The organism is Desulfuromonadales bacterium, from assembly GCA_035620395.1.
Classification (GTDB): domain Bacteria; phylum Desulfobacterota; class Desulfuromonadia; order Desulfuromonadales; family DASPGW01; genus DASPGW01.
This window is the reverse complement of the sequence record DASPGW010000182.1, coordinates 1-17,398: the sequence shown is the minus strand read 5'-3', so window position 1 is coordinate 17,398 and position 17,398 is coordinate 1. Positions and strand designations below refer to the sequence as shown.

14 protein-coding genes are annotated in these 17,398 nt (G+C 55.9%); 12 read left to right on the top strand and 2 right to left on the bottom strand.

The genetic code is table 11. From position 1 onward, the window contains the following. Positions 1 to 274 precede the first annotated feature (274 nt). Complete coding sequence (gene rpmH, locus VD811_09700) at positions 275 to 427, bottom strand: 50S ribosomal protein L34 (protein ID HXV21243.1); 153 nt, start codon at positions 425 to 427, stop codon at positions 275 to 277. A gap of 352 nt (positions 428 to 779) precedes the next feature. On the opposite strand from rpmH, the gene dnaA reads away from it, so the two are divergent. The 10 genes from dnaA (at position 780) to nth (ending at position 13,668) form a co-directional block, all read left to right on the top strand. Continuing rightward, the gene (gene dnaA, locus VD811_09695) at positions 780 to 2,138 is read left to right on the top strand and encodes a chromosomal replication initiator protein DnaA (protein HXV21242.1); all 1,359 of its coding nucleotides are present in this window, start codon (positions 780 to 782) and stop codon (positions 2,136 to 2,138) included. A 251-nt stretch (positions 2,139 to 2,389) separates the two neighbouring features. Beyond that, positions 2,390 to 3,508, top strand: a complete 1,119-nt coding sequence (gene dnaN, locus VD811_09690) for a DNA polymerase III subunit beta (protein HXV21241.1) — start codon at positions 2,390 to 2,392, stop codon at positions 3,506 to 3,508. 69 nt (positions 3,509 to 3,577) lie between these two features. After that, positions 3,578 to 4,675 carry a DNA replication/repair protein RecF gene (gene recF, locus VD811_09685; protein HXV21240.1) on the top strand — a complete coding sequence of 366 codons (1,098 nt, stop codon included), beginning with the start codon at positions 3,578 to 3,580 and terminating at the stop codon, positions 4,673 to 4,675. Between the two features lie 7 nt (positions 4,676 to 4,682). Continuing rightward, positions 4,683 to 7,079 (top strand): DNA topoisomerase (ATP-hydrolyzing) subunit B, encoded by a 2,397-nt coding sequence (gene gyrB / locus VD811_09680; GenBank protein ID HXV21239.1) that lies wholly within the window; start codon positions 4,683 to 4,685, stop codon positions 7,077 to 7,079. Between the two features lie 98 nt (positions 7,080 to 7,177). Further along, positions 7,178 to 9,682, top strand: coding sequence for a DNA gyrase subunit A (gene gyrA, locus VD811_09675; protein HXV21238.1), 2,505 nt, complete (start codon positions 7,178 to 7,180; stop codon positions 9,680 to 9,682). After that, positions 9,615 to 10,496, top strand: a complete 882-nt coding sequence (locus tag VD811_09670) for a tetratricopeptide repeat protein (GenBank protein HXV21237.1) — start codon at positions 9,615 to 9,617, stop codon at positions 10,494 to 10,496. The genes gyrA and VD811_09670 overlap by 68 nt, the downstream gene beginning before the upstream one ends. Positions 10,497 to 10,510: 14 nt before the next feature. After that, positions 10,511 to 11,512 carry an NAD(P)H-dependent glycerol-3-phosphate dehydrogenase gene (locus VD811_09665; protein ID HXV21236.1) on the top strand — a complete coding sequence of 334 codons (1,002 nt, stop codon included), beginning with the start codon at positions 10,511 to 10,513 and terminating at the stop codon, positions 11,510 to 11,512. 21 nt (positions 11,513 to 11,533) lie between these two features. After that, positions 11,534 to 12,100, top strand: a complete 567-nt coding sequence (locus VD811_09660) for a peptidylprolyl isomerase (GenBank protein HXV21235.1) — start codon at positions 11,534 to 11,536, stop codon at positions 12,098 to 12,100. A 73-nt stretch (positions 12,101 to 12,173) separates the two neighbouring features. After that, the gene (locus VD811_09655; GenBank protein ID HXV21234.1) at positions 12,174 to 12,896 is read left to right on the top strand and encodes an endonuclease/exonuclease/phosphatase family protein; all 723 of its coding nucleotides are present in this window, start codon (positions 12,174 to 12,176) and stop codon (positions 12,894 to 12,896) included. 121 nt (positions 12,897 to 13,017) lie between these two features. Further along, the gene (gene nth, locus VD811_09650) at positions 13,018 to 13,668 is read left to right on the top strand and encodes an endonuclease III (protein HXV21233.1); all 651 of its coding nucleotides are present in this window, start codon (positions 13,018 to 13,020) and stop codon (positions 13,666 to 13,668) included. A 390-nt stretch (positions 13,669 to 14,058) separates the two neighbouring features. Here nth and VD811_09645 read toward each other — a convergent pair whose 3' ends face one another. Beyond that, complete coding sequence (locus VD811_09645) at positions 14,059 to 16,458, bottom strand: PBP1A family penicillin-binding protein (GenBank protein ID HXV21232.1); 2,400 nt, start codon at positions 16,456 to 16,458, stop codon at positions 14,059 to 14,061. A 161-nt stretch (positions 16,459 to 16,619) separates the two neighbouring features. Here VD811_09645 and VD811_09640 point away from each other — a divergent pair, with 161 nt between their 5' ends. Together VD811_09640 and VD811_09635 are read left to right on the top strand one after the other, a co-directional pair. Beyond that, on the top strand, positions 16,620 to 16,940 hold the full coding sequence (locus VD811_09640; protein HXV21231.1) for a cytochrome C: 321 nt from the start codon (positions 16,620 to 16,622) through the stop codon (positions 16,938 to 16,940). 105 nt (positions 16,941 to 17,045) lie between these two features. Next, positions 17,046 to 17,398 (top strand): pyruvate kinase (locus VD811_09635; protein HXV21230.1); only part of this gene is annotated, 353 nt, incomplete at its 3' end.

The window sequence follows — 17,398 nt, the reverse complement described above, 5'->3', positions numbered from 1 at the left end:
GGTCAACCGGAAAAGGCCATAGGTCATATGAGAGGCGAAAAAATTCTCTCAGAATTCGTTTGACGCGATTACGCGCAACGGCCCCACCAATCTTACGGCTGACAGTCAACCCAAGTCTGGTGGGGCCAGAAGGCCTTTGCATAACAATGACTAGAAAATGAGCGGTGTGATATCTGCGCCCACCTTTCCAGACATGATCGAATTCCTTACGGCAATGGAGCCGGCAAGTGGGCGGAAAGGTCTTCCCGTCCCTGATAGTAACGAGAACGTCCAATTACTTTGTCGGGATGGAAACCGAAAGTTGCTTGCGGCCTTTAGCACGGCGCCGTTTAAGAACTATTTGACCGTTTTTGGTCTGCATACGTTTACGGAAACCATGCGTACGTTTTCTCTTAATTCGGCTCGGCTGGTATGTGCGTTTGCTCATAATAATGACTCCTTAATTATTTTTTAATCCAGCTTATTTTAACTTTCGGCAAAGGGTATCTTTAAACACATTTAGCCCTTCCTGTCAAGATGAAACGAACAACAGGGGTCATTCAGCCAACAAACACAGGGGAAGCAAAGGCTAGAAAATTCTTGCAAATGGTTAGGAGCTCTGTTAGCTTTAAGCGTCCATCAACCCGCTCGGATAGAGTGTCAAAAACGGCAAAACACGCCTTTTTGGATAAGAAAAAACCATTATCCACAACTGTTGGCAAATCTGTGGATAAGTGTTAATTATCCTCCGTTCCTAACCAAAAGAATAACACCTGACGGTACCGTCTATTGATCTATTCATGAATCGACTCTGGCAAGAAACACTTGCTCATCTCGAGCAATCCCTGAATCCCCAGCATTTTTCCACCTGGATCAAGGCTATTCGCTTTGTCAGCGTTGAAAAGGATGTAATACGGCTGGAGGTTCCCAACCGCTTCGTCCGTGACTGGATACGGGACCACTATATACCGATGATCCGGGAAACTGTTTCCCGAATTGGCGCTGTGGCCTATCGAATTCAACTGGAAATCAGGAACAATCTCCAGGAAAAGGAATCCAATATTTCCGAGATTGAAACGACTCGTCATATTCCCCCGGTTGATATTTCACGAGAAAACCAACAGCGTGAATGGAACGGAACGGGAAACATTAATAGCAAGTATGTTTTCGATGAATTTGTTGCTGGTTCATCCAATCAGTTCGCCTATGCAGCAGCAATGGCCGTAGCAAGCAACCCGGCGACAACCTACAATCCTTTATTTATTTACGGTGGGGTTGGACTTGGAAAAACGCATTTGGTGAATGCCATCGGCAATGCCATCATGAAAAAAAATCCCGGGATGCGGGTATGCTACTACACCTCGGAAAAATTCATGAATGAGCTCATCAATTCCTTAAGATATGCAAAGATGGATGAATTTCGCAACAAATTTCGTTCCATGGACGTCCTTCTAATAGATGATGTTCAGTTTATTGCAGGTAAAGAGCGAACCCAGGAAGAATTTTTTCACACGTTCAACGCTCTTTATGAATCGCACAAACAAATAGTTGTTACTTCAGATAAATTTCCAAAGGAAATTCCAGGGTTGGAAGAAAGACTGCGTTCACGTTTTGAATGGGGACTCATCGCCGACATCCAACCGCCAGACGTAGAAACGAAACAGGCTATATTGAAGATGAAAGCAGAACATAACGGAATTGAACTGCCAGAAGAGGTAACCCAGTTTCTGGCCACTTCGGTTAGCAGTAATGTGCGGGAATTGGAAGGTTTTCTCATCCGTATAGGTGCTTATGCCAGCCTGACTTCCACACCGGTAAGTCTGTCTATGGCACGAGAAATTCTCAAAGATATTTTGGTAGAAAAAAACCGGGAAATTACCGTAGAGGAAATCCAGAAAATTGTAGCGAACCACTTCAATATTAAAGTCGCCGACCTTAAATCACCCAAGCGCCTTAAAGCCCTTGTTTTACCACGACAAATTGCCATGTACTTGGCACGGCAACTTACATCATGTTCATATCCAGAGATTGGCGAACGTTTCGGCGGGAAAGACCATTCAACTATTATTCATGCCATAAAAAAAATAGAGAAGCAGTTGGACCAGGATTTTCAATTGAGATCCATTATTAATGGAATAAAAAACGGTTTTCTTCACTAAAAAAATTCAATATAAAACGATTCACCCCCTGTGTGAATAAAACGGTATATGCTGGGGAAAACTAAAAACATTAAAACCTTATCAACAGACATGCCAGTGAAAGCAAGTTTTTTCATACAGGTTTATAAACAGGATAAATAACTATTTTTACAGACAAATTTAAATTTATCCACTAATTCACAGCTATTATTACTATAGACTAAAAGAATTTATAAAATAATAGAAACAGTAGCCTGTTAAAGGAGGGCCTCATGCATTTTACGGTTGAAAAGGAGGTTTTTCTCAAAGGATTGAGTCGCGTCCAGGGGATTGTAGAAAAAAGGAATACCATTCCAATTCTTTCCAATGTCCTCATAGAGGCAAGTGATGGAGAAATTCATTTAACAGCCACAGACCTGGAAGTTGGAATGAAAGCAATTTATCCAGCTGCAGTAAAAACTCCAGGAAAAGTAACTGTATCAGCAAAGAAAATTCATGAAATAATTAAAGAGCTTCCTGAAAAGGAAATTTCATTTATTTCAAAAGAAAATTGCTGGATAGAAATACGTTGTGGAAAAGCTTTTTTTAACATAGTCGGATTGTCTGCTGAAGAATTTCCTTATTTTCCTAAACCTGAAGAAGATAATTTCATTATAATAAAAAGCTCTCTACTTAAAGAGATGATTGAAAAAACTTTTTTTTCCATTTCAACTGACGAAAGCAAATATAATTTAAATGGAATTTATTTTAAAACATTAGAAGAAAGCGGACGAAATTTACTCCGTATGGTGGCAACAGATGGACATCGCCTTGCTACTATTCAAAGAGAAATTAATAATACTCAAATAGAACAACTACAAAAAGGCGTAATATTTCCACGAAAAGGTATTTTCGAACTTAAAAAAATTGCAGATGAAGGGGATAGTGAAATATATCTCGGTTTCATGGATAATAATGCTGTTATTAAAAAAGATCAGACCATTGTCGTTATGCGCCTGGTTGACGGCGAATTTCCGGACTATAATCGAGTCATACCTAAAAGCAATAATTTAACTGTCCAAATAGGTCAAGATACCTTTTTACATGCGCTTCGTCGCATGTCTATACTTTCAAGTGAAAAGTCTCGTGGGGTAAAAATTATTTTAAAAAAAGATTTAATGGAATTATCCTCCTCGAACCCCGATTTGGGTGATGCTCGTGAAGACATGGAAGTTCTCTATGAGGGGGCAGAAATTTCCATCGGTTTCAATGCCCGATATCTTATTGATATTCTTCAAGCCCAGGGTGGTGATCAGGTTCTTCTACAAATAAAGGATAATCTGTCACCAGGACTCATTCGTTCTAAAGGCGATGATGATTTTCTCGCCGTCGTCATGCCCATGCGACTGTAGAAAAATGCCGGATTGGTGATGAAAAAAGCCTTTGTGAAAAGGCTTTTTTCATGATGAGTTCGAATTATCATGCATATTCATAAACTTTTTCTAAATGATTATCGCAACATCGAAAAAGTTGCTATTGATCCGGATCCTGAATTCAATATTTTATGGGGTAATAATGCCCAGGGGAAGACAAACCTCCTTGAAGGCATTTATCTATTGGGAAACCTCCGCAGTTTTCGCAGCAACAAGAGCGAAGAACTAATTCGCCATAACACACCAGGAAGTCGAATTGCGGGAGACTTAATCTGTCAGGGCGTTCGCCGCAGGATTGAACTGTCTATCAGCGTGGCCGGTAAATCAGCCAAAGTAGATGGCAAGGAGGTCAAAAAAGCAGGACTTTTTATGGGCTATTTGCGCCCGGTCCTTTTTTCCCCTGAAGAGGTCGGCCTGATCAAAGGGTACCCTGCCGGCCGTCGAGCTCTCCTTGACCGTGCTATTTATCAGGCAGAGCCGTCTTACCTCGAAAGAGCGCAGCAATACGAGCGCAGTTTGCTTCAACGAAACCGTCTTTTAAAGGAAGGAAGGAGCGAACCGGAAATAGTCCCCTGGACGGAGCAGTTGATTAACACTGGCGCTCGCATTCGGTTTGATCGTCAATGTTACCTTGAGCGTTTGCTGCCCCTACTGCGTGAGACCTACCGAAATATTACCGGCGGACATGAAGATGCCGATCTGCATTATCCGGCTTCCGCGCCTGACGAAGAGAACTTTCGTCAATCCCTGCGGCGTGAACTTGCAAAACAGCGTCAAAGGGAACGAGATATCGGACAAACGTTGGCCGGACCGCATCGGGACGACCCTCTTTTTCTGGTCGAAGGTCGCCCGCTGCGGATGTTTGGTTCACAGGGACAGCAGCGATCCTATATGCTGGCTTTTAAAACCGCCCAAATCATGGATCTGGAGAAACAAATAGGAGAATCACCGGTTTTGCTCTTGGATGACATGACCGGGGAACTTGACCGGCAGCGGCAAGGATTTTTTTTCCGCTTTCTGTTGGAACGTCGCGGGCAGGTCTTCATTACTACGACGGACATTCAGCCTTTGCTGAAAGAAGGTCTCCAGCAGGCCCGTTTTTTTCGGGTCTCGCAGGGAACTGTTCAGGAAGACTCTCGAGAATGAGGAAAATATGACGGAACTGATTGAAAAGGAATACGGAGCAGAAAGCATCAAGGTGCTTGAAGGCCTCTCCGCAGTACGCAAACGGCCCGCCATGTATATCGGGTCCACGGGACCGATGGGACTGCATCATCTGGTCTACGAAGTTGTCGACAATTCCATCGATGAAGCCCTGGCCGGACATTGCGATGCTGTTTCCGTGGTTATTCACGTCGACGGCTCGGTCTCTGTGGAGGACAACGGACGCGGCATTCCGGTAGAGATGCATTCGACACAAAAAAAATCTGCAGCCGAAGTGGTTATGACCGTACTGCACGCTGGCGGCAAGTTCGACAGCGACAGCTACAAGGTCTCCGGTGGCCTGCATGGCGTTGGAATATCCGTTGTCAATGCCCTCTCGGAGCGGCTCGAACTGGAAATTAGACGCGGCGGCCGTGTCTATCGCCAGACCTACCATCGGGGAGTGCCTGTGGCGCCGCTGCAGGAAGAGGGAGAAACGGCCAAACGAGGCACCCATATAACCTTCTGGCCTGATCCTGAAATATTCGAAACCACGGAGTTTTCCTTCGAAACACTCTCTCAGCGTCTGCGCGAGCTGGCCTTCCTCAACGGCGGCGTCCGCATCCATATCCTCGACGAGCGCAGTGAAAAGCGGCACGATTTCCACTACGAAGGGGGAATCGCCTCCTTCGTGGAATATATCAATCGCGCCAAGACCCCTCTACACCCATCCCCAATCTTCTTCAAAGGAGAGAAGGAAGGGGTGGAGATCGAAGTAGCCATCCAGTACAACGACGGCTACGATGAGAAGATCTTCTCCTTCGCCAACAACATCAATACCCACGAGGGCGGCACGCACCTGATCGGTTTCAAGGCGGCGCTGACCCGTACCATGAACACCTACGCTACCGCCAATAATCTGCTCAAGAACATCAAGACGACCATTTCCGGCGACGACCTGCGCGAAGGAATGGCGGCGGTCATCTCGGTGAAGGTTCCCGATCCGCAGTTCGAGGGGCAGACCAAGACCAAACTGGGGAACTCGGAGATCAAGGGGTATGTCGAAACCCTGATGAACGAGAAGCTGGCCAGCTACCTGGAGGAGAACCCCCAGGTAGCGCGCAAGATACTGGAAAAGGGGATCGAAGCGGCCCGCGCCCGGGAGGCGGCGCGCAAGGCCCGTGACCTCACCCGGCGCAAAGGCGCCATGGACGGACTCGCCCTGCCCGGAAAACTGGCCGACTGCCAGGAGAAGGACCCCGCACTCTGCGAAATCTACCTGGTCGAGGGGGACAGCGCCGGCGGCAGCGCCAAGCAGGGGCGGGACCGCCGTACACAGGCGATCCTGCCGCTCAAGGGGAAGATCCTTAACGTCGAGAAGGCGCGCTTCGACAAGATGCTCACTTCCAACGAGATCCGTACCCTGATTACGGCGATGGGGACCAGCATCGGCAAGGAAGATTTCGACATCGCCAAGCTGCGCTACCACCGCATCATCATCATGACCGACGCTGACGTCGACGGCTCGCACATTCGTACCCTGCTGCTCACCTTCTTCTTCCGCCAGATGCCGGAACTGGTGGAGCGCGGCCATCTTTATATCGCCCAGCCCCCACTCTACAAGGCCAAGCGGGGCAAAAAGGAAATCTACCTCAAGGACGAAACGGCGCTCCTCGACTACCTGCTCGATGAAGGGGTCGAGGGGATGAGCGTGCAGATGGAGAAGAGCGGCAAGGTGATGCGCGGGAGACAGATTATCCCGACGCTGCGCAACATCATCGATTTCAATGAGCACTTCGAGAAGATGGTGCACAAGGGGGTAAACAGCGAGGTCCTGCGCATCTTCGTTGACGGAAAGATCCAGAACGGCTTTGCCGATATGGTCGACCTCAACCCCCTGGCGGAAAAGCTCAGAGCAGTCGAGCCGAGGGCGAGCTTCGAGGTGTTGCAGGAGCCGGCCCGTATCCTATTCACCCTGGGGAACATTCGCGCCCGGATCGACCAGGCGACTCTGGAGGCTCTTTCCTCCCACGAATACAACAAGTTGCTGTTGCCGGCCTACCGGAAGGTAGAAGATATCTGTCTGGGAGAGAAGGCCTTCATCGCCAGTGAAGGTAAAGAAGAGGCGACGGTCGCCAACCGCCAGGAGCTGCTGCAGTTCTTTATTGACCGGGCAAAGAAGGGACAATACATTCAGCGCTACAAGGGACTGGGGGAAATGAATCCCGAACAGCTTTGGGAAACGACAATGAATCCGGAGCCGGGAAAACGAGTGCTGCTCCAGGTCAGAATTGAGGATGCCGTCGAGGCCGACGAGATATTTACCATTCTGATGGGGGACCAGGTCGAACCGCGCCGCGAGTTTATCGAAAACAACGCCCTCAACGTGTCGAATCTGGACATCTAAAAAGCGGGCGCGAGGTTAGAGGCACGAGGCACGAGGAAAGACTTTTTTCCTCAAGCCTTTAGCCTATGGCCTCTAGCCTGATTTTCCGGAGGAAAATCGTGCTTAATCAACAGAACAAGATCAGCGTCAACATCGAAGACGAAATGCGCAAGTCCTACATGGACTATGCGATGAGCGTCATCATCGGCCGGGCCCTGCCCGACGTGCGCGACGGCCTCAAGCCCGTGCACCGGCGGGTCCTCTTCGCCATGAGCGAGCTGGGCAACGAGTGGAACAAGCCGTACAAGAAATCGGCCCGCGTGGTCGGTGACGTCATCGGTAAATACCACCCGCATGGCGACACGGCAGCCTACGACACCATCGTGCGCATGGCGCAAAGCTTTTCCCTGCGCTACCCGCTGGTCGATGGTCAGGGAAACTTCGGTTCCGTCGACGGTGATTCGGCCGCCGCCATGCGTTACACCGAAGTGCGCATGTCCCGCCTGGCGCACGAATTGCTGGCCGACATCGACAAGGAAACGGTCGACTTCGGCCCGAACTACGACGACTCGCTGCAGGAGCCGCTGGTGCTCCCCTGCAAGTTCCCCAACCTGCTGGTCAACGGCTCCGAGGGGATCGCTGTCGGCATGGCGACGAAGATTCCGCCTCACAACCTACGCGAGGTCATCGACGGGCTGATCGCCGTGATCGACGACCCGACCCTCGACTATGAAGAGCTGATCAGGAGAATTCCAGGTCCCGATTTCCCGACCGGAGCCTTCATCCTCGGGCGCGAGGGGATCCGCGAGGCCTACCGCAGCGGCCGGGGCATCGTCCAGATGCGGGCCCGTGCCCTGGTGGAAAAGGACCGGCGCACCGGCAAGGAGAGCATCGTCGTCTCGGAAATCCCTTTCCAGGTCAACAAGGCGCGCCTGATCGAGAAGATCGCCGACCTGGTCAAGGAAAAGAAGATCGAGGGGATTGCCGACCTGCGCGACGAGTCGGACCGCGACGGCATGCGCATCGTCGTCGAGCTGAAGAAGGAGGCCATCCCCCAGGTCATACTCAACCAGCTTTACAAGATGACCCAGATGCAGTCCTCCTTCGGGATCATCATGTTGGCCATTGTCGCCGGCCAGCCGCGCGTCCTCACCCTGCGCGAGGTGCTCGACCGCTTCATCGAGCACCGCAAGGAGATCGTCACCCGGCGCTGCATCTTCGACCTGAAGAAGGCCGAGGCAAGAGCCCACATCCTGGAAGGACTCAAGATCGCCCTGGAGAACCTCGACGAGGTCATCCAGATCATCAAGACCAGCGCCAATCCGGCCGAGGCCAAAGAGCGGCTGATGGGACGCTTCGCCTTCTCCGAGCTGCAGGCCCAAGCTATCCTCGACATGCGTCTGCACCGCCTCACCGGCCTGGAGCGGGACAAGATCATCGCCGAGTACAACGACATCCTCGCCCTGATCAAGCGGCTCAAGGAGATTCTGGCGAGCGAGGTGGAGATCCTCAACATCATCAAGACCGAGCTGCTGGAGATCAAGGAGCGCTTCGGCGACGCCCGCCGCACGGAGATCATCGAGAAGACCGGCGAACTCTCTCTGGAGGACCTGATCGTCGAGGAGGACATGGTGGTGACCGTCAGCCACGGCGGCTACATCAAGCGCAATGCCGTCTCCCTCTACCGCGCCCAGCGTCGCGGCGGCAAGGGGAAAACCGGGATGCGGCCGAAGGAGGAGGATTTCGTCGAGAGGCTCTTCATCGCTTCGACCCACTCCTACATCATGGTCTTCACCGACCTCGGCAAGGTCTACTGGCTCAAGGTCCATGAGATTCCGCAGGGCGGACGGGCCTCGCGCGGCAAGGCGATCGTCAATCTGCTGCAGCTCGCCTCCGGCGAAAAGGTAACGACCATTTTACCGGTCAAGGAATTCGTCGACGGCAAGTTCATCATCACCGCCACCCAGCAGGGGACAGTCAAGAAAACCGAATTGATGGCGTACGCCAATCCCCGCGCCGGCGGCATCATCGCCCTGACCATCGACGAGGGAGACCGGTTGATTGCCGCCCGTCTGACCGACGGTTCGACCGACATCCTGCTGGCGAGCCGCAACGGCAAGTCGATCCGCTTCCCGGAAGGGGACGTCCGCAGCATGGGCCGCACGGCCCGCGGCGTCCGGGGTATGCTGCTCGAGGACGACGACCGGGTGATCGGCATGGAGACGGTCACCGATGCCACTGCCGCCACCCTGGTGACGGTCACCGAAAACGGCTACGGCAAGCGCACCGACCTTGATGAATACCGTGTGCAGAGCCGTGGCGGCAAGGGGATCATCACCATCAAGACCTCCGAACGCAACGGCAAGGTGGTCGACATCAAACTGGTCGACGAGGATGATGATCTGATGTTCATCACGGACCGCGGTAAGGTGTTGCGCACAGGAGTTGCCCATCTTTCGGTCATCGGTCGCAACACCCAGGGCGTGCGTCTGATGGTGCTGGAGCCGGGAGAGCGGATCGTGGCGGTGGCCAAACTCGCCGAGAAGGACGAAGAGCATGGAGATTCAGAAGCTGAAGAAGAGGATTTTGCGGGAGGAACTGAAGAGGCGGAGGAAGAATTCTAAGAAACACCGACTTCTGATCCGTGGCGCCCTGCTCATCCTGATTCTGCTCTTCGGCGGACTGATCTACTACATGACACACCTCGGTGAGTTGCTGACGGATGATTTCAGCCAGGCCGAGGCGCTGCTCGAGGAGCAGCGGTACGAGCAGGCGGTCGAGGCTTTCCGCCGGATTTACGAGCATCATCCGAGTTACTCCCAGGCGCCCCAGGCCATCTTTCAGGCGGGGGAGATCCTCAACCTCTATCTGCAGAACTACCACGAGGCGGTGCTGGCCTACCTGCTGGTGGAAAAGGACTATCCGAACACGGAACTATCACGCCGTGCCCAGCGGCAGGTGGCCGATATCTACAAGAACCGGCTGCGCGACTACCCGCGGGCGATCGTCGCCTACCAGAAACTTCTCGACAGCGGAGCAGAAGGCGGTGACCGCATTCAGTACGAAGTCGCGGATACCTACTTTCGCCTGGAAAACTTCGAGCAGGCCCGCATCGAGTTCGAGAGCCTGCTGAAAAACTTCCCTGGCAGTGCCTTGCTGCCCGAAGTTGAATATCGCATCGCCGTCACCTGGTCGCTCGAGGGACACCCCAGGGAGGCCGAGGCTGTTTTCCGCCGGGTTTCCGAGCGGTGGCCGGAGAGTACCTACGCCCTCGAGGCGCGCTATGGCCTGGCCACCTCGCTGGAAGAGCGGGAAGAGCTGAGCGAGGCACTGAGGGTGCTCGAATCACTGACGGGGGCTTATCCCAATACCGAAGCAGTGGCGAAGAAGATCGAACAGGTCCAGGAGCGCATGCGCAAGAAGAAAAAAGCCATCTAGACGGGAACTCTGCCATGAAAATTGGAGTCATCGGTGCTGGCAGCTGGGGGTCGACTCTTGCCGACCTGCTGGCCAGAAAAGGGTTTGACGTAACCCTCTGGGCCTATGAAAAGGAACTGGTCGCGCGGATGGCTGAAACCCGCGAAAACGACCTCTATCTGCCCGGATTTACCCTGGCGCCCGGCCTGACCTTTACCGCCGACCTCAGGGAGGCCGTCGCCAGCCGCGAACTGCTGGTGCTGGTGCCCCCCTCGCAGGTCATGCGGAGTGTGATGAAGCAGGCGGCGGCAGACATCGAGCCTGGCGCGCTGCTTGTGTCCGCCGCCAAGGGGATCGAGAACGATACTCTGCTGCCGATGTCCGAAGTTCTTCTTGAGGTCCTGCCGATTGAGATTGCCGAGGGACTGGCCTTTCTCTCGGGACCATCCTTTGCCCGGGAAGTGGCCGCCGGCATGCCGACCGCCGTGGTCGCGGCTGCCAGCCGGGTGGATGTTGCCCGCAGGGTTCAGGAGGTCTTCAGTACCGAGACCTTCCGTGTCTATACCAACGACGACGTCATCGGCGTTGAACTCGGCGGCGCCCTGAAAAACGTCATTGCCGTGGCGGCCGGGGTTTCCGATGGCCTGGGTTTCGGCTACAATACCCGGGCGGCCCTCATTACCCGGGGCTTGGCGGAGATGACCCGCCTCGGCACGGCGATGGGAGCCAACCCGGCAACTTTTGCCGGCCTGGCCGGAATGGGAGACCTGGTGTTGACCTGCACCGGCGACCTTTCCCGAAATCGAACCGTGGGGATGGAGCTGGGACGGGGCAGAAAACTCGAAGAGATTCTGGGCGGGATGAAGATGGTGGCCGAGGGTGTCAAAACGACCCTTTCCGCCTACCAGTTGACCCGCAAGCTGGGGGTGGAGGCACCGATCATTGAACAGATGTATCTTATTCTCTACGCGGGAAAAGAGGCCCGCCAGGCGGTGGCCGACCTGATGCTGCGGGAACTCAAACCTGAAGGGGCCTGAACGGGAAAAGGAGAAAATATCATGTTGCGAAGCGCTTTCTGCGGACTAGTGTTGTTGTTGCTGGCCGGACCAGCTTTTGCCAAAGAGTACGTGGTGCTCCAGACCACCCGTGGCGATATCAAGCTCGAACTTTACGATGACAAGGCTCCGGTAACGGTAAAAAATTTCCTGGACTATGTGGATGCAGGCTATTTCGAGGGCACGATCTTTCACCGGGTCATCAAGGATTTCATGATCCAGGGGGGTGGTTTTTCTGCAGAAGGGGTGCAAAAAAAGACCCGTCCGCCCATAAAGAACGAAGCCGACAACGGACTGAAAAACGATCGCGGGACGATTGCCATGGCGCGAACGAACGTGGTTGACAGTGCCACCAGCCAGTTTTTCATCAATCTCAAGGATAATGGTTTTCTCAACCACCAGAGCAAAGCCCCCTCTGCGTATGGTTATGCCGTCTTCGGCAGAGTCGTTGAGGGCATGGATGTGGTCGATAAGATTGCTGCCGGTCCTACGCATAGGCGAGACGCGCTTTTTCAGGACTTTCCGGTGGAGCCGGTCCTCATCAAAGGGGCCAAGAGGCTCAAGGAGTAGCTCTCGGCCGCGAAGGCTGCGGCCGTGGAACGGGTGAACTGTCGAGGGCAGTCTTGAAGCAGGAGGGGGTGTTGTGACTACCATCCGCATCATGACCTACAATATCCACGGTTGCCGAGGCGGCGACGACAATGTCGACCCCGACCGCATTCTCCAGGTCATCGGCGAAGCGGCACCCGATATCGTTGCCCTGCAGGAAATCGAATCCGCCTCTGGTCAGGAGTACCTCGCCTACCTGGCCGAACGCCTCGGCATGCGGCGCTATGACCATGCCGATTGCAGCAACGCGTTTCTCTCCTATTATCCACTGCGGGGCATCTGCGCCTTCGATCTTCATGGCGGTTGCTGTCTGCGGGCCGATCTGGATGTTGCCGGCAAGCGGGTGCACCTGATCAATCTGCGCCTCGATGCGGCTGGCCGCCATGGCCAGATGGCCAGGCTCCTCGGCCCGGACATCCTCGGCAACCGCAGTCTGGCCTGCCCCGTGCTGGTTCTGGGCGATTTCGCCGACATGGGGGGAGGCCCGGGCGGCACTTATCTCTCCGGCCGTCTGCGCAAGGCCCGGGGACCGCTCTGGAGTGCCACCTTTCCGGCCCGCTGGCCGCTGGTGACAAGAGACCGGGCCTACCTCTGCGGTGATCTGCGAGTGGTCGATGCAATGATTCCGCGCGGGACACTCGCCCGTAACGCTTCTTCCCACCTGCCTCTCGTCCTGACGGTGCAGATTTGCGATCCCCGCACCTACCTCAAACTTGAAAAACTCAGCCACAGCCGGATGGAAATCGCCCCGGGGTAAGGGGGGGGCTGGCTATCATGCCTGTGGATAAGACTGTGGAAACAGTTGATGGATTGGTGACCCTGCAGGGATTGCCGGAGTCAAACCGCGCGTGCAGCAACGGAGCGAGTGAGAGGGGCGCATGACGCAGATGAAGCCGAGACAAGAGGCCGGCCGGGTTCTTGCCATCCTGGAGCAGGTCCATGCTGACGCCTGCATTGCCTTGAACTTCACCAGCCCCCTGGAACTGCTGGTGGCGACCATCCTCTCGGCGCAGTGCACCGATGTGCGGGTGAACCTGGTCACCAGGGATCTGTTTCGCAAATATCCCCATGCCAGGGCTTATGCCGAGGCCGACCTCGACCAACTGGAGCAGGACATCCGCTCTACGGGTTTCTTCCGGAACAAGGCAAAAAGCCTGATTGGCTGCGCATCGGCCCTCATTGAACGTCACGGAGGCGAGGTGCCGCAGACCATGGAGGAGCTGACAGCACTTCCCGGCGTCGGGCGCAAGACCGCCAATGTAGTGCTTGGCAACGCCTTTGGCGTCCCGGGTATGGTGGTCGACACCCATGTCGGGCGTGTCGCGACCCGACTGGGCTGGACCCGGGAAAGAGATCCCGGGAAGATCGAGCGTGATCTCTGCCGGCTGCTGCCGAAAGAGAAGTGGACCTGGGCCAGCCACGTTCTCATTTTTCACGGCCGGCGTATCTGCAAGGCCCCGGTTCCCCTCTGCTCCACATGCCCGGTGTTCGAGCTCTGCCCGCGGATCGGGGTAAACAAGTCGAAATGAGGAGAGCACCCTGGGGGCCGTCGAGGCTGCCCTGTCCCTTGAAACTGCGCAAATCCACACTCCACACCGCCCATCCTTCGCGGAATTTTCACGCGTCGGCACGTGGAAACCTGTACTCACCGGGTTATACTGTTAACCATCGAAGGCCTGTTGTGGCAGGCGGGCCGGAGAAACCTTCTTCCTTTCGTTTCTTTCTCACGTTTGCGGATCAAAGCCGGTACCGGGGACGCCTCCTCCCTGTACCGGTTTTGCCGTTCAAGGATCGCGACCAGCCAAGGGATTGCTTTACAGCAGTGGCGGACGGTCCTTGGCCTGCTTGCCGACCTTCGGACATCAAAAAGGCCACATCCTGATGGGTGTGGCCTTTTCAGCGGTCCGATGAATTGAAAATCAGTAATTGTCTTCGCTGTCGAGGCGGAAGAAGTCCCGGGCCTTGGGCCGTTTGGCGTCGAGCGCGTAACGGGTTGGGGCGGTACCGCTGGCGAAGGCCTCGATGTAGGCCTGAGTGCTGTCTCCCGGGGCGAGCAACCCGGTTTCCCTGTCGATGGGGCGGAATTCGACGCCGTCGGGAACCGGAAAATCGAGAGGCTCCATCCCCTTGACCGCCTCCTGCATGAAGGCGAGCCACCCGGGCAGGGCGGCGCGGGAGCCGGTTTCACCCCTCCCCAGGGACCGCTCCTGATCATAGCCGATCCACGAAACCGCCACCAGTTGCGGCACGAAGCCGGCGAACCAGGCGTCCTTCATATCGTTGGTGGTCCCGGTTTTGCCGGCGACCGGCCGACCGAGTGCCTGAGCGCGGGCACCGGTCCCGTTGCGTACGACGCTCTCCATGAGGTTGGTGACCAGATAGGCAGTTTCAGGCGAGATCACCCGTTCTGCCGTCTGCGGAATGAGACGTTGTCCCTGCTTCGGTCCCTCCGGGAAGTCGACAGGATCGACCGACTCGAGGATGCGGCCGTCTCGGTCGGCAATCCGGGTGATGTAGGCAGGACTCACCCGGACGCCGCTGCTGGCAAATACGTTATAGGCGGTGGCCAACTCGATGGGGGTCAGGGCGGAGGAGCCGAGAGCCATGGTCAGGTCACGAGCCATGGGAGAGGTGATGCCGAGTTTCCTGGCGTAGCTGGCGGCATAGCTGACGCCGATATCCTCAAGCATCTTGATGGTGATGATGTTCATCGAGTGGGTCAGAGCGGAACGCACCGAAACAGCACCGTAGAACTTCTCATCGTAGTTCTTCGGTTTCCATTCGGTTAATTCCCCGCTCTCCAGCCGATCCTTGTAGATTATCGGGGTGTCGAGAATGACAGAGGCCGGAGTGTAACCCTTGTCAAGGGCCGCGGCATAGATGAGCGGTTTGATCGCGGAGCCCGGCAGCCGGCGAGCCTGGAGTGCCCGATTGAACTGGCTGCGGGCGAAATCGTAGCCGCCGACCATGGCCTTGACATGGCCGCTGCCGGGCTCCAGGGCAACCAGGGCGCCCTCCGTCAGCGGGGTCTGGTCGAGGGAAAGCAGCAGCGAGCCGTCGGCGCGCCGCTTCTCGACGCGCACTTCGAGCAGTGAGCCGATCGGCAGGCGGGCTTTGCCCGGGGTCTTGTCGCGACTGACGACCCGCAATGGGCCGGCCCAACTGGTAGACTCCAAGGGAATCTCGCCACCGCTGCGGCCAATGCGTACCTGCAGAAACTTGCCAGTGCCGCCGCTGAGAACGGCCTTGAGCAGCTCCCCGGGAACCGGAGGCCGTTTTTCAAGGGCGATCGCCTGCTCGGCGAGGAACTCGCGCTCTTCCCCCTCGGAAAGGACTTTCTGCGGGCCGCGGTATCCCTGCCGCTTGTCGTGCTCATGCAGGTTCTGCCGAACCGCGCGCTCTGCCGCTTCCTGCATCGCCACGTCCATGGTGGTGTGGACCTGCAGGCCGCCGGTATTGAGCGCTTCATCGCCGTAGGTCTGCTCCAGGTAACGGCGCACCTGTTCGGCAAAGTAGGCAGCGCCGGCGACGTGCCGGTTGACCCGCGGGTGGATGGTGAGTTCCCTGGCGAAGGCCGCCTGGGCAGTGGCTTCGGTGATGTAGCCCTCATGCACCATGCGGCCGAGCACGTACTTCTGCCGCTCCTTGGCCCGGGCGAGGTGCTCATAGGGCGAGTAGCGGCTAGGCGCCTGGGGGAGACCGGCGAGCATGGCCATCTCGGCCAGGGTGAGTGCCTCGACGTCCTTGTCGAAGTAGTTTTCACTGGCCGCCTGGACGCCGTAGGCGCCGTGGCCGAGGAAAATCTGATTCAGGTAGAGGTAGAGGATATCGTCCTTGGAGAGCTTCTGCTCCATGCGCCAGGCGAGGATGGCCTCCTTGAACTTGCGGGAAAATTTTTTCTCGGGCGTCAGCAGCAGGCTTTTGGCGACCTGCTGGGTAATCGTGCTCCCTCCCTGAACGATGCCGCCGGCCAGCAGGTTCTTGATGGCGGCCCGTAGAATGGAGACGAAGTCGACCCCCTGGTGCTGGAAGAAATTGGCATCCTCGGCGGCGACGAAGGCCTGAATGAGCTGCTTTGGCATGCGTGAGACGGGAACAACGATCCGCCGTTCCTTGTAAAACTCCGCGATGACCGTGCCGTCGTCGCCGAAGACACGGGTGATGACAGGGGGGCGGTAGTCGGCCAGAGTGTCGACCCGGGGAAGGGAGTTGGAAACATACAGGTAGGCACCGAGCAGGGCCAGTACTCCGGCGAGAAAGCAGCCGGCCAGCCCGAGCAGGGCGAGGCGCCAGTATTTGCCTGGATTCATGCGAAACATAAGGATAAACGCTCCATTCGGCGGCAAAAAACTATACATAGCACAGCCGGCAGGCAGGCGGCAACCGTTTTGCCATTTGCGGTGTTTTGCCGTTTGCCACCCCCGAGGGGTATGTTATAGTTTCGCCAAATATTCAAGAAGAAAGGAAAGCAGGGGCTCTCATGAAGAAAATGCTCGCGCCGGTTCTTTTTACCGCGTTCCTTGTCGGCTGCGCCATGTTCGGTTCGTGGAAGGCCATTCCGCCTCCCGGGGGGTGTGACCAGTGCCATACCAAGCAGATCAGCGCCGATTGGAAGGTGGCCTATTCGCCGGCCATGCTGACCGACGAAACCGGCAAGAACCCGTGGCAGAGGCCGGAGTCGGTGCTGCCGCCACAAGCTTCGCCCATCGAGCAGAAGAAGGTGACGGAGGAACGCTGCTTTCGTTGCCACAAGGGCCCGGACAAGGCGCACACCGAGTACAAGGGCCGTTACCACCATTGATCCGGACGGCCGCGACCCGCGGTACCCCAGGCCCTTCCCGTGCGGGGAGGGTCTTTTTCAGTTCCGGCAGCTAAACCATCCGGGACCGGCAAGGGAGGAGATGCCATGTTCCGCCGCACCAAGATTGTCGCCACCGTCGGCCCGGCCAGCGAGTCGGAGGCCATGCTGCTTGCCCTCATGGAGGCCGGCGCGGACGTCTTCCGCCTGAACTTTTCGCATGGGGACCAGGCGTCCAAGGTGGTGCTGATCCAGCGCATCCGTGAGCTGTCGCGCCGGCGGCAAAGGGCGGTGGCGATCCTCGGTGATCTGCAGGGACCTAAAATCCGCACCGGCCTGATGGAAGGCGGGGCGCTGGAGCTCGTGACGGGGGAAGATGTTACGATTACCACCCGGGAGGTGCGGGGTGCCGACCGGCTCATCCCGACGACATTCCGGGAACTCCCCCGCGATGTTCGCGG